The organism is Geobacillus sp. G4 (assembly GCF_040327975.1).
Classification (GTDB): Bacteria; Bacillota; Bacilli; order Bacillales; family Anoxybacillaceae; genus Geobacillus; species Geobacillus thermoleovorans.
Map to the genome: position 1 here is coordinate 445,670 of NZ_JBEPJY010000001.1, position 15,478 is coordinate 461,147.

Annotated in this window: 13 protein-coding genes and 1 riboswitch; of the genes, 8 read left to right on the forward strand and 5 right to left on the reverse strand. The window is 50.0% G+C overall.

Features of this window, described 5'->3' with window-relative positions:
* Nucleotides 1-2 precede the first annotated feature (2 nt).
* Nucleotides 3-857 carry a family 1 encapsulin nanocompartment shell protein gene (locus tag ABS784_RS02220; protein ID WP_011230417.1) on the forward strand — a complete coding sequence of 285 codons (855 nt, stop codon included), beginning with the start codon at nucleotides 3-5 and terminating at the stop codon, nucleotides 855-857.
* A gap of 169 nt (nucleotides 858-1,026) precedes the next feature.
* Here ABS784_RS02220 and ABS784_RS02225 read toward each other — a convergent pair whose 3' ends face one another.
* The gene (locus tag ABS784_RS02225) at nucleotides 1,027-1,491 is read right to left on the reverse strand and encodes a hypothetical protein (protein ID WP_011230416.1); all 465 of its coding nucleotides are present in this window, start codon (nucleotides 1,489-1,491) and stop codon (nucleotides 1,027-1,029) included.
* Between the two features lie 136 nt (nucleotides 1,492-1,627).
* On the opposite strand from ABS784_RS02225, the gene ABS784_RS02230 reads away from it, so the two are divergent.
* Complete coding sequence (locus ABS784_RS02230) at nucleotides 1,628-1,981, forward strand: 2Fe-2S iron-sulfur cluster-binding protein (RefSeq protein ID WP_021321427.1); 354 nt, start codon at nucleotides 1,628-1,630, stop codon at nucleotides 1,979-1,981.
* A 55-nt stretch (nucleotides 1,982-2,036) separates the two neighbouring features.
* Here ABS784_RS02230 and ABS784_RS17340 read toward each other — a convergent pair whose 3' ends face one another.
* The 3 genes from ABS784_RS17340 to ABS784_RS02245 form a co-directional block, all read right to left on the reverse strand.
* Nucleotides 2,037-2,588 (reverse strand): hypothetical protein, encoded by a 552-nt coding sequence (locus tag ABS784_RS17340; protein WP_407067053.1) that lies wholly within the window; start codon nucleotides 2,586-2,588, stop codon nucleotides 2,037-2,039.
* Between the two features lie 16 nt (nucleotides 2,589-2,604).
* Nucleotides 2,605-3,645 (reverse strand): ribonucleotide-diphosphate reductase subunit beta, encoded by a 1,041-nt coding sequence (locus tag ABS784_RS02240; RefSeq protein ID WP_352511306.1) that lies wholly within the window; start codon nucleotides 3,643-3,645, stop codon nucleotides 2,605-2,607.
* A 113-nt stretch (nucleotides 3,646-3,758) separates the two neighbouring features.
* A complete protein-coding gene (locus tag ABS784_RS02245; RefSeq protein WP_352511331.1) occupies nucleotides 3,759-6,041 on the reverse strand; it encodes a ribonucleoside-diphosphate reductase subunit alpha in 2,283 nt (760 codons plus the stop codon).
* A 128-nt stretch (nucleotides 6,042-6,169) separates the two neighbouring features.
* Nucleotides 6,170-6,365, reverse strand: a riboswitch (cobalamin riboswitch).
* A gap of 202 nt (nucleotides 6,366-6,567) precedes the next feature.
* Between ABS784_RS02245 and ABS784_RS02250 the strand changes: the two genes are divergently transcribed.
* The 4 genes from ABS784_RS02250 (at nucleotide 6,568) to ABS784_RS02265 (ending at nucleotide 10,293) form a co-directional block, all read left to right on the forward strand.
* Entirely contained in the window at nucleotides 6,568-7,584 is a 1,017-nt protein-coding gene (locus tag ABS784_RS02250; protein WP_352511308.1) for an ATP-binding cassette domain-containing protein, read from the forward strand.
* Nucleotides 7,581-8,396 (forward strand): ABC transporter permease, encoded by an 816-nt coding sequence (locus tag ABS784_RS02255; RefSeq protein WP_352511309.1) that lies wholly within the window; start codon nucleotides 7,581-7,583, stop codon nucleotides 8,394-8,396. Before ABS784_RS02250 ends, ABS784_RS02255 begins: the two co-directional genes overlap by 4 nt.
* Before the next feature lie 161 nt (nucleotides 8,397-8,557).
* Nucleotides 8,558-9,232 (forward strand): response regulator transcription factor, encoded by a 675-nt coding sequence (locus tag ABS784_RS02260; protein ID WP_352511311.1) that lies wholly within the window; start codon nucleotides 8,558-8,560, stop codon nucleotides 9,230-9,232.
* Nucleotides 9,229-10,293: a sensor histidine kinase gene (locus tag ABS784_RS02265; RefSeq protein ID WP_352511313.1), complete on the forward strand. Its 1,065-nt coding sequence runs from the start codon at nucleotides 9,229-9,231 to the stop codon at nucleotides 10,291-10,293. Before ABS784_RS02260 ends, ABS784_RS02265 begins: the two co-directional genes overlap by 4 nt.
* A 78-nt stretch (nucleotides 10,294-10,371) precedes the next feature.
* Here the strand turns inward: ABS784_RS02265 and asnB are convergent, their stop codons facing one another.
* The gene (gene asnB, locus ABS784_RS02270; RefSeq protein WP_352511315.1) at nucleotides 10,372-12,279 is read right to left on the reverse strand and encodes an asparagine synthase (glutamine-hydrolyzing); all 1,908 of its coding nucleotides are present in this window, start codon (nucleotides 12,277-12,279) and stop codon (nucleotides 10,372-10,374) included.
* Between the two features lie 491 nt (nucleotides 12,280-12,770).
* Here asnB and ABS784_RS02275 point away from each other — a divergent pair, with 491 nt between their 5' ends.
* Nucleotides 12,771-13,661 (forward strand): C39 family peptidase, encoded by an 891-nt coding sequence (locus tag ABS784_RS02275; protein ID WP_352511333.1) that lies wholly within the window; start codon nucleotides 12,771-12,773, stop codon nucleotides 13,659-13,661.
* A gap of 129 nt (nucleotides 13,662-13,790) precedes the next feature.
* On the forward strand, nucleotides 13,791-15,377 hold the full coding sequence (locus tag ABS784_RS02280; RefSeq protein ID WP_352511317.1) for a multicopper oxidase family protein: 1,587 nt from the start codon (nucleotides 13,791-13,793) through the stop codon (nucleotides 15,375-15,377).
* Nucleotides 15,378-15,478: the final 101 nt, after the last annotated feature.

Genomic DNA, 15,478 nt, shown 5'->3' on the forward strand with positions numbered 1-15,478 from the left:
ACATGGATAAAACGAAGCTGTATCCAGAAGCCCCGCTCACAAGCAGCCAATGGGGCGAGCTTGACGAACTGGTCATTGAAACGGCGCGGCGCCAGCTCGTCGGCCGCCGATTTATCGATTTGTACGGTCCGCTCGGCGAAGGTGTCCAGTCGGTCGCCAACGATATTTATATGAACCCGGAACAGGGGGACATGAGCTTCCACGGCAAAGAGCTGAGCCTTTCCGAGCCGGCGCGCCGCGTGCATTTAACGATCCCGCTTTTGTATAAAGACTTTATTTTGTACTGGCGTGACATTGAACAGGCGAAACAGCTCGGCAGCCCGATCGACTTTTCCGCCGCCGCCAACGCCGCCCAGCAGTGCGCGCTGCTCGAGGACGATTTGATTTTCAATGGTTCAACTGAATTTGATGTGCCGGGCATTATGAACGTCAAAGGAAAAATCGCCCACATTCGCAGCGATTGGATGAAATCGGGCAACGCCTTTACTGACGTCGTCGAAGCACGCAACAAGCTGCTTCAGCTCGGCCATACCGGCCCATACGCGCTCGTCTTGTCGCCGGAATTGTATGCGTTGATCCACCGCGTCCATGAAGGAACGCACGTGCTTGAAATTGAGCACATCCGCGAGCTGATGACCGCCGGCATTTACCAAACTCCGGTCATTAAAGGCAAACGCGGGGTCGTCATTGACACAGGGCGGCAAAACATCGACCTCGCTGTTGCCGTCGATGTGCAAACCGCGTTTTTAGATACGGAAAACATGAACTACTTGTTCCGTGTCTACGAATCGGTTGTGCCGCGCATCAAACGTCCAAGCGCCATCTGCACGCTCGAGGATCCGAACGAGTCAGCATGAGCAGCGCCTAATCCGGAGAAGCGGCACGCGGGCTTCCCTTGCCATCAAACAGCAAGAACGGCATATGGCCAGCGATCCGCGCCATGAAAACGAGGCACAGCAAATTCCCTTTAACGAAGACGCGCCCGGACGATAGGGGAGATCGCCGGGCGGTTTCTTGATTTTCCCATTAAGCGGTGCGGGCCGTTTGTCCTTGAACGTTGGAGACGAGCAGCGACAATTCGGGGCTGAGCGCCTCAACACCGATGTCATCGATAATCATTTTCGCTTCCCGCCAAAAATGAACGGTATAACTGCCTTCATAAATCTCAAAGAGGCGTTTTAAATAGCGCCGCTTGTTGTTGATGGCTTCCCGTTTATAAGCGGCGTTGTTCAGCTCACGAATTTTTTTATGTTCAGGCGCAGAGATGACGCTGATGTCATGAACGTTGACGATGAGCCGTTCCCCTTGTTCGGTCACAAAACCGACCGAATAGTATTGGGCGCCTAGTTGATCGATATGAACGATGCAGACGTTTCGATATTCTTCGCCGGAACGGAGGCGGAGAAGCGCCGCTTCCACCGCGCCGCCGACTTTTCGCTCGTTGGCCAAAATCGCTTTCATATCGCGCAGTCCGTTCATCGGAATGCCCATGGTGTCTCCCCCTTGTCCCTAGCCAAGATGGCGTTTTCGCAATTCCTTTTACTATTATGATACCAATCATTCATTCGGATGTAAATGAGATTCATTTTCAAACTAACCATGTAATTTAAAGGAGATGTGTAAAAAAATGGGTAAAACATTCACGGTCGGCTCACTGAAGCCTGCCGTCCGGCCATCGGAGCGCTCCATTTCTGCCGCGCCGCCTAAGCCCGATGGGCCGTCCGCCGTGCGGCCGTCTGTCATTCAAATCGAACAAAAAGGGAAAACGTTCACCGTGCAGCCAGCCCCCGGCGTTTCGCTTCTTGACGCCGCCCTAGGACAAGGTGTTCTGCTCGATCACAAATGCAAAAAAGGAACGTGTGGCCGTTGCATGGTCACCGTTCTGGCCGGCGCTCACCTTCTCGCTCCGAAAACGCGGCGCGAGCGCGAAAAAACGGATCAACCAGCCAAACGGCTTGCCTGCCAAACACAAATCCAATAAGCCGAGCGCTATTTTAGCACGATCGGCTTATTTTTTCCCATGCAACCGCTCCCACCTACTTTCTCTCATTGCCTGACTCTTTACGCCATGGTATGATGATGAGAAATACCAAAAACGGACAAGAATGGAGAGCGATACGGTTGTGAAAGAGGTTGAAGAGGCGCTGAAACGTTTTTCCAACGACATCCGTGCCCAAATTGACGAGATGGGCAACCTGCTTCGGGCGGAAATCCAAGACACCGCCAATCAACTTCGGGTGGAAATGCAAGATATGGCCAACCAGCTTCGCGCCGAATTCCGATCTGAACTGCAACAATTCCGCGCCGAAGTGAATGAGCGGTTTGACCGATTGGATCGAAAGTTTTCCGGCTTGCGCGTCGAGCTCACCGAAACGCAAGAAACCGTTCATTTCCTCGCCGCGAAAACCGTCCAGCATGAGAAAAAACTCCACCATCTTGCCCAGCAGCTTGAAAGCATCCATGAAAAACCGCGGTGCCTGCCCACGGCTGAGCGCCGCGGTTTTTCTTGCATGTACCGCCGCCATCGTTCGAAGCAAAAGACGGACAAACGGCCTTATCTGGCAAAAAGCCACGCTGACCGTTGTCAAACGGGACTTCTCTCATTTATAACTCATCAAATCCGTTGTCCACTTGCACTTTCGTATATTGGCGCGGCTTCTGTTCAAAGAAGTCTGATTTGCCGAGGTCGACTTCTTCATACGCTTTAATCCAGCGGAGCGGGTTCGTCCGATAGCCGTCAAACGGGCGGTCAAATCCAAGCTGATGGGCGCGGACGTTGGCGTAAAACTTAATGTACGCTTCCAAATCAGCCAAGTCGATGCCATCGATGTCATTCCCGATGATTTCCCCGGCCCATTCGATTTCCAGCTCAGCCGCTTTCGTAAACGTTTCACGGACAAAATCGGAAAGCTCCGGCGTCCGATACTCCGGGTATTCGTTCAACACTTCTTTGAAAATTTTCGCAAACAAATCAACATGAATGTGCTCGTCGCGGTTGATGTAATTGATCATCGTGCTCGTCGCCACCATTTTTTGCTGGCGCGCAAGGTTGTAGAAGAACGCAAACCCTGAGTAGAAAAACAGTCCTTCTAAAATGACGTCAAAAACGATGGAGCGCAACAAGTTTTCCACATTCGGCTCTTCCGCAAACGCCTTGTAGCCGTTCGTCACAAAATCGTTCCGCTTGCGCAGCGTCGGTTCGTTCCGCCAAAAGTCGAATACTTCATCTTGCTTCGCTTTCGGCACAAGGCTCGAGAGCACGTACGAATAGGAATGGTTGTGAATGACTTCCTGCTGGGCGAGCATGATCATGAGCGCATTGATGCTCGGGTCCGTAATGTAATCAGCGACACGTCTGGCGTAGTCGGTTTGGATGCTGTCAAGCAGCGCCAAGAGTCCAATGATTTTCAAAAACGCATCCTGCTCGCGGTCGGTCAGCTGCGGAAACTGCTTCACATCTTGCGCCATATTGATTTCAAACGGCGTCCAAAAGTTGGCGAGCATTCGCTTATATTTCGCATACGCCCATGGGTAGGCGATATCGTCCCAATTCAACACATTCGAGCAACGGCCATTGATGATGCCCGTCGAACGGTTCGGCGCCTCTGGATCCATAATCGGCCGTTTGACTAAGCTGATCGTCATTGTGTCGATTCCTTCCTTTCTCTTTCAAGTATCGTGATGCGCGGCCAACCGCGGACGCCCCTCCCGCACAAGGAAGGGAAAGCCCGACCAAAGGCGTTTGTTGCGCCCCACGGTCAGCTCGCACAAGAATCGCACTCTTCGATCGTCCCCGATGTCGAACGCACGTAATACGTCGTTTTCAACCCCGACTTCCATGCCGTCAAATGTAAATCGAGCAGCTCTTTTGCCTTAATCGTGTTCATGACGTAGAAGTTAAATGAGATGGCTTGGTCGACATGGCGCTGGCGGGCGGCGTTTTGTTTGATGCTCCAATGCTGGTCGATATGGTACGCCGATTTGTAATACCATGTCGTCTGTTCGTTTAAATCTGGCACCGTAACGGGAATCTTATAATCTTTCTTTTCCTCGGCGTATACTTTTAAGAAAATGGGATCAATGCTCGCCGTGCTGCCAGCGATGATCGACGTCGATGCGTTCGGAGCGATGGCCATGATATAGCCGTTGCGCATCCCGTAGCGGGCCACATCTTGCTTCAGCTGATCCCAATCGAGTTCGCCGTGGCTTTGGTAGCCGCGCCGTTCAAAATAAGCGCCCGTCTGCCAGTCCGACCCTGGAAACGCCGGGTAACTTCCTTTTTCTTTTGCAAGCTCCATGCTCGCCTGAATCGCCAAATAAGCGATCGTTTCATACAGCTCGTCGGCATAGCGGACCGCTTCGTCTGACTCCCAGCGAATGCCTTTTAACGCCAAAAGATGATGCCAGCCAAAGGTGCCAAGCCCGACAGCGCGGTATTTTTCGTTCGTCAGGCCGGCTTGCAGAACTGGGATATTATTGAGATCGATGACATTATCAAGCATCCGCATTTGAATCGAGATGAGCCGCGCCAAAACTCCATCGGTCACCGCACGCGCCAAATTGATCGACGATAAATTGCAGACGACAAAATCGCCTGGTATTTTTTCAATGATAATCGTCCCGTCTTTCACATATTGCCGTTTCATCACCGTTGGGCTTTGGTTTTGCGCGATCTCGGTGCAAAGATTGCTGCAGTAGATCATCCCGAGATGGCGGTTCGGGTTTTGCCGGTTCACTTCATCGCGGTAAAACATAAACGGCGTCCCCGACTCAAGCTGGCTGCGCATGATGCTTTTCATCACTTCAATCGCCGGCACTTTCTCTTTCGACAGGCTCGGTTCGTTGACGCATTGCCAATATTTCTCGCGAAAACTCCCGCGCCCTTTTTCCTCATCATAAAAGTCTTCCAAGCTAAAGCCCATCACCTTCCGCACTTCATGCGGATCAAACAAATACCAGTCGCCTCGCTGTTCGACCTGCTCCATGAACAAGTCCGGAATGCACACGCCGGTGAACAAATCATGCGTCCGCAGCCGTTCATCGCCGTTGTTGAGCCGCGCGTCCAAAAACGCGAAAATGTCTTTATGCCATACATCCAAATAAACGGAAATGGCCCCTTTGCGCTGCCCCAACTGGTCAACGCTCACCGCTGTGTTGTTCAGCTGCTTCATCCACGGGATGACGCCGGAAGAGACCCCTTTAAACCCTTTGATGTCGCTGCCGCGCGAACGGATTTTGCCTAAATAGACGCCAATGCCGCCGCCTGATTTGGACAAATTGGCGATGTCGGTGTTGCTGTCATAAATTCCTTGCAAGCTGTCATCGACCGTATCGACAAAGCAGCTTGAGAGCTGGCCGTACGATTTCCCGGCGTTGGCGAGCGTCGGCGTCGCCACCGTCATGTATAAGTTGCTTAACGCCCAATACGCTTCCTTCACGAGCGCAAGCCGCCGTGTGGCCGGTTCATTCGCCATTAACGTCATGGCAATGACCAAAAACCGCTCCTGCGGCAGTTCATACAGCCGCCGCTCATAATCGCGCGCCAAATACCGGTCCGCGAGTGTGCGCAGCCCGATGTACGTAAACAGCTTGTCCTTCTCCGGATCAAGAAACGCACCGATGGCATCAATTTCTTCTTTCGTATAACGTTCAAGCAGCAGCGGACTGTACACCCCTTGTTCCGTCAGGGCGGCAAGCAGCGAATAGAAATCGCCGTACCGCTCGCGCTCGTCGTACCCGCGATGCCGCGCCGCTTCACGGTACAATTGCCGCAAATACAGCCGCGCGCACACAAACGTCCAGTCCGGCTCCTCTTCGCTTATATACGATAACCCCTCCAAGACAGCCGTCTGATACAACTGTTCAACCGTAACCGTTTCTTTTCGCGAGACGAGCTGCCAAACACGCTCGACATATTCATCAAGCGACAGGCGGCCGAATCCAGCCGCGGTCCGATGGATCAGCGATGCAAACTCTTCACGTGAAAAAGAAATCGGTTTCCCTTGGTCATCGATGATGATCATTTTCGTCAGCACGGTCATTTGCTTCCCCTCTCCTCCAATAAAAAATCCGCTCGGGCAAGCGAGCGGATGAAACGACAGACGGAAAAAGGCAGACGAACTCCTTCTCTTTTTCCCTATCGTTTCATCTTCCCACACCCCGAAGAACATGAAACGTTCCAAGCAAGGCAGGTCTCCTGACTCGTGCATCGTCCTACTTTGGGGCCTTCCCAGCGGCGCGCCGAATGGCTTTTGCTGCCAGTGGCCATCCCATTTCGTCCGCACATACAGTTGCGGGGGCAGTTCCGGATTCGCACCGGATTCCCTATTAAGTCCAAATGGACACCGTTGCTTGGTCAAACCATATGTAGTTGTATAAAAAGGACCGCAAACCAATATATAGTATTTAGCATCCTGATGGAACAAGCATATACCAAAACCGGGAAAATTGCAAGAGCGGGGAAAGTAAATTTTTCTTTTCCGCCCAAAATCGTTTTTTGTTCACACTCCGTTCATAAAAGCGTGCTACGATTCACATGTACGAATCATCACAAGGAGGGAGCACAAAATGGGAGCAAAACATCAAATCGCACCCGACCATCAAGAGTGGGCGGTGGAAGCGCACGGATTGGTGAAAACATTTGGCGGCCATCGGGCCGTCGACGGTCTCAACTTACGCGTGCGCGCGGGCACGGTTTACGGGGTGCTTGGCCCTAATGGAGCTGGCAAGACCACAACGATCCGAATGTTGGCAACGTTACTGCGCCCGGACGCCGGTTCGGCCAAAATCTTTGGCTACGACATTGTGAAACAACCGCAAATCGTCCGGCAATTAATCGGTGTCACCGGCCAATACGCTTCCGTCGACGAAACGCTCAGTGCGACAGAAAATCTGATGATCTTTTCTCGCCTTCTCGGCCTAAGCCGAGCGGAAGCGCGGCGGAAAACGAGCGAATTGTTGGAGGAATTCAGCTTGACGGAAGCGGCGAAACGGCCATTGAAGCATTTTTCCGGCGGCATGCGCCGGCGTCTTGATCTCGCCGCCAGCCTCATCGCCCAACCGCCGCTTATTTTCCTTGACGAACCAACAACCGGGCTCGACCCGCGCACGCGCAACCAAATGTGGGAAACGATCCGGCGACTGGTCCGCATGGGGACAACCGTTCTATTGACAACCCAATATTTGCAAGAAGCGGATGAATTGGCAGACCGCATCGCCGTCATCGATCACGGCCGGGTCGTGGCCGAGGGAACACCCGATGAACTCAAGGCATCTGTCGGACAGTCGTCATTGCAAGTCAAGCTGCGGCAGCAACAGGAGATCGAAACGGCGCGGCGCATCATCGAGCACGTTCTCCGCGTCAAGTCGACGGTATCCCCAGAAACCGGAAACATTACGGCGCCGATGGCCGATCCCGATCATGTGACAGACTTGCTCGTTGCTTTGCGTCAAGAGGGCATCCACTTAGCTGAACTAAGTGTGCAAAAACCGACTCTTGATGAAGTCTTTCTGACCATTACTGGCCATGGTGTGAAAAAAAACAGAGATGAATCCAACGTTCTAGAGGAGGGAGCGGTGAGATGAAACACATGTCCCCACAATCGACGGCTCATCGACAGCTGAAAAACCGGGCAAGCTTTTCCCAAGCTGTGCGAAATTCGCTGACGATGGCCTATCGCGGTTTATTAAAGGTGCGGCGCACGCCGGAACAACTATTTGACATCACCTTTCAGCCGATCATTTTCACCTTGATGTTTACCTACGTCTTTGGCGGAGCCATCGCGGGAAATGCGCATAACTACTTGCCGATGATCATTCCAGCGATTCTGATCCAGACGTTGATCGGGGCTTCCGTCGTTTCAGGGGTTCAACTGCGCGAGGATATGGACAAGGGTGTATTCGATCGCTTTAAGTCATTGCCGATCGCCCGCATTTCCCCGCTGGCAGGAGCGTTATTAGCCGATGTCGTCCGCTATGTCATCGCCGCCGTGCTGACCTTTGCCATGGGGTTTCTCGTCGGCTACCGTCCGGAAGGAGGCATCACCAGTGTGGCGCTTGCAGTCGTTTTCTCCATCGGATGCGCGTGGGCCATCAGCTGGATCTTTGCCTTCTTCGGCGTCATAGCCCGCAATGCGGCGAGCGTACAGGGAATTTCCATGTTGGCGCTGTTTCCGCTTATGTTTCTTTCGAATGCGTTCGTACCGGTCAAGACAATGCCGGACTGGCTGCAATGGATTGCCAAGGTCAATCCCCTTTCCCATATGATCACGGCGGCCCGTGAGCTGGTGAACCATGGAACAATCGGCGCTGATTTCGCCCTCTCCTTACTCGGTGCGGCGGCGATTATCGCGATTTTTGCGCCGATCACCGTTCGTGTCTATATGCGCCGCGCTTAATCGCGGGGGATGTCCGATGCGCATCCCCCTTCTCCCATGAACAGCAAGACGTTGTTTGCTGTCCAGACGAAATAAGGAGCAAATTGGCTCAAACATTGACGAAAGCTGGACCAAAGCGGCACAATGAAGGAGAAAACGAACGGAAATGAAAGGGGATGACGATGGCCCGAATTTTAGTCGTCGATGATGATGCGCACATCCGCGAACTCGTTAGCCACTTTTTAAGTCTGGAAGGATTGACCATCCACGAAGCGGCGAATGGAAAAGAAGCGCTTGACGTGCTGGAAACGGTGAAAGTGGATTTAGTCATTATGGACATTATGATGCCGGAAATGGACGGATGGGAGTTATGCCGCGAATTGCGCGACTATGACGATGTGCCGATTCTCATGCTGACGGCCAAAGGGGAAACGAAGGAAAAAGTGAAAGGATTTGCACTCGGCGCGGATGATTATCTCGTCAAACCGTTCGACCCGCTTGAGCTCGTCGCCCGAGTCAAGGCATTGCTCAAACGCTATCGAATCGCCACGTCGCAAATGGTGCAAATCGGCCATTTATCACTAAACCGCAAGACGTACGAATGCCGTTTGGGAGACGAACAGATCCCCTTGCCGCCGAAAGAATTCGAATTGCTGTTTCAATTGGCCAGCTATCCAGGCAAAACATTCACGCGCGACGAATTGATTGAACAGATTTGGGGCTACGATTATGAAGGGGATGAACGAACCGTCGATGTGCATGTCAAACGACTGCGCGAACGGTTTGCTCAACAGGATGTTCCCTTTTCCATCCGCACGATTCGCGGACTTGGCTATCGGTTGGAGGTACGAGCATGAAACGGTTATGGTTCGTGCTCAAATCCATCCTGACCGTGATCGCAGTGATGGGAATCATCTGTCTCTTTTGGACAGCGGCATATTTCATCATGGAAGCAATCTACACCCGATTCGCTTGGCGGCCGCAGCCGCTCGTTCGACAAATCATTTCCTCGATTCTCGGTTTTTTTCTCTTTGGATTGACCACGAGTGCGATCAGCCCTTTTTTGCGAAAACGGGAAAAAGCGTTTTGGCAAGACTTAATGGACGCCATCAACCGAATCGCCAAAGGCGATTTTCGAGTCCATCTCCGCTTCGACTGGAACGAACGAAATCATCCTTTTGCCGAACTGGTGACACGCATTAATGACATGGCCGCGAATTTGCAAGCCTTGGAAAAGATGCGGCAAGAATTTATTTCCAACGTCTCTCATGAAATCGGTTCTCCGCTCACATCAATCCGCGGGTTTGCCCGCGCGCTCAAAAACGAGAACTTAAGCCAGGAGCAACGGATGCATTATCTTGACATTATTGAAACGGAATGCGTAAGACTGTCTAAGCTGAGCGAAAATTTGCTGCGGCTGGCGATGTTGGATTCTGATCGCTCTCCATTTCATCCAACATCCTATCGCCTAGATACGCAGCTGCAAACCCTCATTCTCCACTGCGAGCCGCAGTGGACAGAAAAAGACTTGGACATGTGTGTCATGCTCGAAAAAGTGATCATTACAGCGGATGAAGATTTACTCAGTCAAGTGTGGCTGAACTTGATCCATAACGCCATCAAATTTACACCAAAAGGAGGAACGATCACCATCCGGCTGCACCAATGCGGCGAACAAGCGATCGTCACCGTTTCCGACACAGGTCCGGGAATTCACGAGCACGATCAGCCCCGCATTTTTGAACGGTTTTATAAAGCAGACAAATCCCGTCATCGCGCCGCGGACGGCAGCGGGCTCGGCTTGGCGATCGCCAAAAAAATTGTCGATATGCATCACGGCACCATCTCCGTTCAGAGCCAGCCGGGAAAAGGAGCGACATTTACGGTGGAGCTTCCCGTTCAAGGCCCATCTTTTTGACATGTTTCTCAGAAAGCTGATGAACATGATCAAAAAAGGCATCCCGGCCGAACCTCGGGATGCCCTCTCGTTTCCTTATTACGCCTCCAAAACGGACGCTGGACGCTTTTCGTTTTGTACGGATTGAGCAAAATCGTACTTCTTTTCTACATACACTTGATGCCAAACCATAAACGCCAATGCCGTCCACAGCTTGCGGCTGTGGTCCGCCTTGTGGCGGGCATGTTCATCCAGCAGCCGATAGAGCACGTCCTTATGGAACAGATGATCCGTCTCGCTTTCGTTGATGAGCTGTCTCGCCCAGTCATACATTTCGTTTTTCAGCCAGTGGCGAATCGGCACCGGGAACCCTAATTTTTTTCGGTTTAACACATGATCCGGCACAATGCCCTCAGCCGCTTTACGCAAAATATATTTCGTCGTGCCGTTGGCTGTTTTCATGTCAGGGGCGATTTTGGCCGCGACATCAAACACCTTTTTGTCTAAAAAGGGAACGCGCAGCTCAAGCGAATGGGCCATCGTCATTTTGTCCGCTTTGACTAAAATATCACCCCTTAGCCATGTATGAAGGTCAATATACTGCATCCGGTTGACGGGCGGGTAATGAAGCGTTTCGCGGTAAAAAGGAGCCGTCACCGCCGTATATTCGCGCTCCTCTTGGTACGTTTTGAGCAACGCCGCTTTTTCCTTTTCGCTATAGATTTTGGCATTGCCGACATACCGTTCTTCGAGCGGTGTTGTGCCGCGCTCCAAAAAGCTTTTTCCTTTCATCCCGTCCGGAAGCAGCTTCGCGATCATCCGCAACACGGCTTTTACGATGCTGGGCATTCGCGCAAACAGCCGCAATGACTCTGGTTCGCGGTAGATGTTGTAGCCGCCAAACAGCTCGTCCGCCCCCTCGCCGGAAAGCACAACCGTGACATGCTTTCTCGCCTCACGGGCGACAAAATACAACGGCACAGCCGCAGGATCAGCCAGCGGATCATCCATATACCACATGATTTTCGGCAATTCATCGATATACTCCTGCGGCGAAATGACATAGCTAATATTGTCCACCCCAAGCTTCTCCGCCGTTTCTTGGGCGACATCAATTTCGCTGAACCCTTCCCGCTCAAACCCGACAGAAAACGTCTTTAGGTGTGGATGGAATTGTTTCGCGATGGCGACGATGAACGATGAATCAATGCCTCCCGACAAAAACGCACCAACCGGCACATCGCTGCGCATATGGACGCTGACCGAATCAAACAGCGCATCGCGGATTTGCTTGACAAGCTCCTCTTCCGATTGACGAATGGGCTCGAAGGATGCCTTCCAATAACGATGAATCGTGAGCGGTTTTCCGACTTTTTTCTTGAGATAATGACCCGGCTCTAACTTGTAAATGCCATCTGACATCGTCATCGGCTCAGGAACATATTGGAACGTTAAATAATGCTGCAGGGAATCACCGTTCAGCGATTCCTGTCCTAGAGCCAGCAAGATGCTTTTCTTTTCCGAAGCGAAAAACGTGCGATCTCCTTGCTCCGCATAAAAAAACGGCTTAATGCCAAACGGATCCCGCGCCGCAAACACCGTTTTCTCTTGCTTGTCCCAAATGACAAACGCAAACATCCCGCGCAGTTTTTCGACCGCTTTTTCTTTTTCCGCGCTGTAAAGGGCAACAATCGCCTCGGTATCCGAATGCGTCGCAAACGAATATCCTTTCGCCGCCAGCTCTTCCCGCAATTCAATATAGTTGTAAATTTCCCCGTTAAAAATGATCCAATATCGATCGTTTTCATAAGACAGCGGCTGATGTCCTGCCTCCAGATCGATGATGCTCAGCCGCCGAAAGCCAAAACTCACGTATTCATCAAAAAAATACCCCTCATCGTCGGGGCCGCGATGGGTAATCAGGCGGTTCATCTCCATCAACATTGTTTTCCATGTTTGCTCAATCGCTTTCGGGCGATCATGAATACAACCAATAAAACCGCACATAGTAATGATTGTCCCCCCACTTTGCTAAGAAGAATCGATGTATATACAGAACAAAAACAACACCAAAAGCTATTTTGTTCAATTTTAAGAAAATGACATTTTTTTCTTTAACAGGATCTTCACCACAAAGTGTACTTGACAAAGAAAGACGATCATGATAAAGAAAACCAAAACAGCGTTTTTTATACCACACATCTCTTTGAGCAACATTGCTATCATGTTTGTCTTGAAAAGTCAAGTACATCTTTTGGTGATGAACCCTTTAACATAAGAAAGAGAAAGATTTATACAAAGACACTTTCATTCTAACGTACACAAAATCAAGTTTCAAAAACAATCTGTTTCCATTTTTTCAGGAAAACTGCTTGCAAGATTTTCAGTTTCCCCATATATTAACGATAAAATATGGAGAAAGTATGAATTTCATAGTTTCTGCATACTTACTTGTTAATATAAAAACAGCCACTTTTCACAAAGGGGTTGAGAATGGCTTGTTCGCGTTTATCCTTTTTTTGACTTTTCTCATCGTTTCCCTTTGTTTTGTTCTCTTGAGAAGACCTCTAAACGGGAGGATGGATCAACTGTCGCTCGGATTGTATATTTCCTGTTTCTTTCTATTGGCCTCCTCATTATCCTATTATGCAAGCTCGGCCCAGACAGGCGATGCCATCAAAGCCTTCGTACAGAAAAGAAACAGCAGAGAAACCGATCCGCCCCCCAGCAATCAAGCGAAGGAGGTGAGTCGATCAGCTGCTCCTTCAAAGAAACAAATTCTAAGGACATCCGTCCTTATTGACGCTCCCCTTTTGTCTCAGCTTCCGGAACTGCCAAGAGGATGCGAGGTGACCAGCTTGGCCATGCTCTTGAATCATGCGGGCATTCGCGTCGATAAGATGACGTTGGCGAAACAAATCAAGAAAAACCCTACTCCATATCAAGTGAGGAATGGCCAAGTGTTTTACGGACACCCAAATGAAGGGTTTGTCGGCGATATGTATACGTTATCGAAGCCTGGATACGGCGTGTACCATAAGCCGATCAAGCAGTTGGCTGAATGGTACTTGCCAAACCAAATTGTCGACTTAACAGGGCAATCGTTTGAGATCATCTATACATACTTGGCCAAAGGCACACCGGTTTGGGTGATTACGAACACCACCTTTCGTCCTCTTCCTCCCTCTGCCTTTCGGGAATGGCAAACCCCGCAAGGCCCGATCAAAATCACGTACCGGGAACATGCGGTGCTCATTACGGGATATGATGAGCAGTACATTTATTTCAATGATCCATTGACCGCTGTCAAAAACCAAAAAGCGCCGAAACAAGACTTTATCGACGCTTGGGTTCAAATGGGACGGCAAGCGATTACCTACCACCGTTAGACATCGGTGAATCCGAATCGCTTGCTTTTTTTTACATTTTAGTTGAACGATTTTCTCCATACATTTTGCACATCTATTTTCTATCATATAATTGCATCTCCCACTACAAGCTTAAGGAGGGAAAACGACATGAAGAAATGGCTGCTTGGCGCCATTTTCGCAGGAGTAGTGGCGATTGGCGCAGCTTGCTCAAATCCATCTTCCATGCAGGGACATGACATGTCCAACATGAATATGGAAAAAGAAAATACTTCCGCAGAAACGAGCAAGCAGCAATTGCCTTTAGCAACCCATACAGAAGTATTATCTGGGAAAGAAATTCACCTTACTGCGAAGGAAGCATTATTACCCATCAATGATCAAGTCAAGCTCCCGGTATACACGTATAATGGATCCGTGCCCGGTGCACAAATCCGCGTGAAGCAAGGAGACAAAGTAAAAATCGTAGTAAAAAATGAATTGCCGGAACCGACAACGATTCACTGGCACGGCTATCCTGTTCCAAATAATCAAGATGGAGTACCGGGTGTCACAATGGACGCCATTCAACCGGGTGAAACGTTTACGTATGAATTTACCGCAACCGTGCCGGGGACGTATTGGTATCATTCCCATCAAAAAAGCGCAGAGCAAGTGGACAAAGGACTGTACGGAACATTAATCGTAGAACCGAAAAATGAAGAAAAAGTCGATCGAGATTACACGCTTGTATTAGATGAATGGATGAGCGACCCGAACGAAGAAAGCCATATGGACATGAATATGAGCGGCATGAACCATAGCGATATGGGACATGGAAATCGTTCCGATGGCCAACAAATGGATATGAGCAACATGGGGCATAACATGAATATGTACGATCTTTTCACGATTAACGGAAAAAGCGGAGCGGCTATTGAACCGTTAAAAGTGAAAAAAGGTGAAAAAGTGCGACTTCGTCTTGTCAATGCAGGGTACATGTCCCACAAGCTTCATTTGCATGGACATGAGTTTAAAATTGTCGCAACGGACGGCCAACCGTTAAAGAACCCGCAACCAATCAAAGATGAACTGTTGAATATCGCTCCGGGTGAGCGCTACGACATTGAGTTTATCGCCAATAACCCGGGTGAATGGTTACTAAAATGTCACGGCAATATGAAAGGCACCGATGGCATGAAAGTGAAAATTCAATACGAAGGACAAGCAAACAATACGGACAAAGCAAATGCAAAAGAAAACCTCCCTGTCGCGGATATGACAACATATGGAAAATATGAAACAGGTCCATTTACGTTAGACCAAAAATATGATGTAGAGTACACAATGGATTTAGGAACGGCCATGGGCAAAAATGGCATGATTTTCACGATTAATGGGAAAACGTATCCTGACACAGCGCCGATCAATGTGAAGACAGGAGATTTAGTAAAAGTAAAAATAGTGAACAATTCACCGATGGATGTCCATCCGATGCATTTACACGGACATTTCTTCCAAGTGTTAAGCAAAAACGGCAAGCCAGTCACAGGCTCTCCATTGATTAAGGATTCCTTAAATGTAAACCCTGGTGAAGAATATGTCGTCGCGTTTAAAGCGGATAATCCGGGAAATTGGATGTTCCATTGCCATGACTTGCACCATGCCTCAGCGGGAATGGTTACTGAAGTCAAATATGCCGATTACAAATCGGACTATACTCCAGATCCGAATGACACAACCAATAAAGGTGAATAAGAAAGAGAACCCCCTCCAATAAAATGATATTATCCCTCTAGTGTAGACAGTTGGGAAAATGCCCATACTGTCAGTAAAAACACTGGAGGGATTTGTTTATG